This is a genomic window from Rhodoferax sp. RT5P35, assembly GCF_056521385.1.
Genome location: NZ_JBWMAX010000248.1, coordinates 1 through 1,172, shown reverse-complemented (window position 1 = coordinate 1,172; position 1,172 = coordinate 1). Strand labels below are relative to the sequence as shown.

The window sequence follows — 1,172 nt, the reverse complement described above, 5'->3', positions numbered from 1 at the left end:
GGTGTGCAGGGTGCGGCGGGTGTGGTGGGGTTTGGCGAGCGCATGGGGCTGCGCGACGCGGTGATGCTCAACGGCATGCTGATGCACGGCCTGGACTTCGACGACACCCATATGGCCGGTGTGGTGCACCTGAGCGTCAGTGTGCTGCCCGCGGTGCTGAGCCTGGCGGTGCAGCGCGGTGCCAGCGGCGGCGCTTTGTTGACGGCTTACATTGCCGCCGTGGAAGCCGGGGCCCGTATCGCCAGCGCGGTGCAGGGCGGTTTTCACCAGCAGGGCTTTCACCCCACCGGTCTGGTGGGTACCTTTGCCAGCGCCTTAGCCGCGGGCAAGCTGTTGGGGCTGGATGCAGCAGCGCTGGTACACGCCCAGGGCGCGGCCTTGTCCATGGCCAGTGGCAGCCTGCAATTTATCGAAGACGGTGCCTGGACCAAGCGCGTGCATGCGGGCTGGGCTGCGCAGGCCGGGCTGACCGCTGCCAGCTTTGCCGCCCACGGCATCGTCGCGCCGCAGGCCCCGTATACCGGGCGCTACGGCCTGTACCGCAGCCACTTGGGTGACCCCGCAAGGCTGGATCTGGACATCGCCACGCGCGGGCTGGGCTCCGATGGCCGCGCCCCTGTGTGGGAGCTGATGCAGATTGCCGTCAAGCCCTTTGCCATGTGCCACTTTGTCCATGCCGCTACCGATGCCGCCATTGCGCTGCCCGGGCTGGACATCGGTGAGGTCGAGCGTGTGGAGGTGCTGGTGCCGCAAGCGGCGGTGGAGCTGGTGTGCGAACCCGCCGCCCGCAAGTGCCGCCCGCAGAACGAATACGACGCCAAGTTCAGCCTGCCCTATGCCGTAGCCAGCGGCCTGGCGCGTGGCCGCCTGGGGCTGAAAGAGCTGCTGCCTGAGGCCTATCTGGACACCGCCATCCAGGCGCTGATGGACAAGGTGCAGTACCGCGTGGACCCGGATGCCACCTTTCCCCGCCACTACAGCGGCGAAGTGCGTGTGGTGCTGCGCGATGGCAGCCAGCGGGTGCACCGCGAGGCCGTCAACCGCGGCCACCCCGAGCGTCCGGTGGCCAATGCCGATGTGGTCGCCAAGTTCATGGACAACGCCGGGCTGTATTTTTCTGCGGCCCATGCGCAGGCCATCTGCACTGCCGTGCTAGGCCTGGACCAGGCGGC

The 1,172-nt window shown here is 68.3% G+C and carries 1 protein-coding gene; it reads left to right on the top strand.

Features of this window, described 5'->3' with window-relative positions:
• The coding region (locus AC097L_RS25385) for an MmgE/PrpD family protein (protein ID WP_479589476.1) at positions 1 to 1,172 on the top strand (1,172 nt) is incomplete at both ends.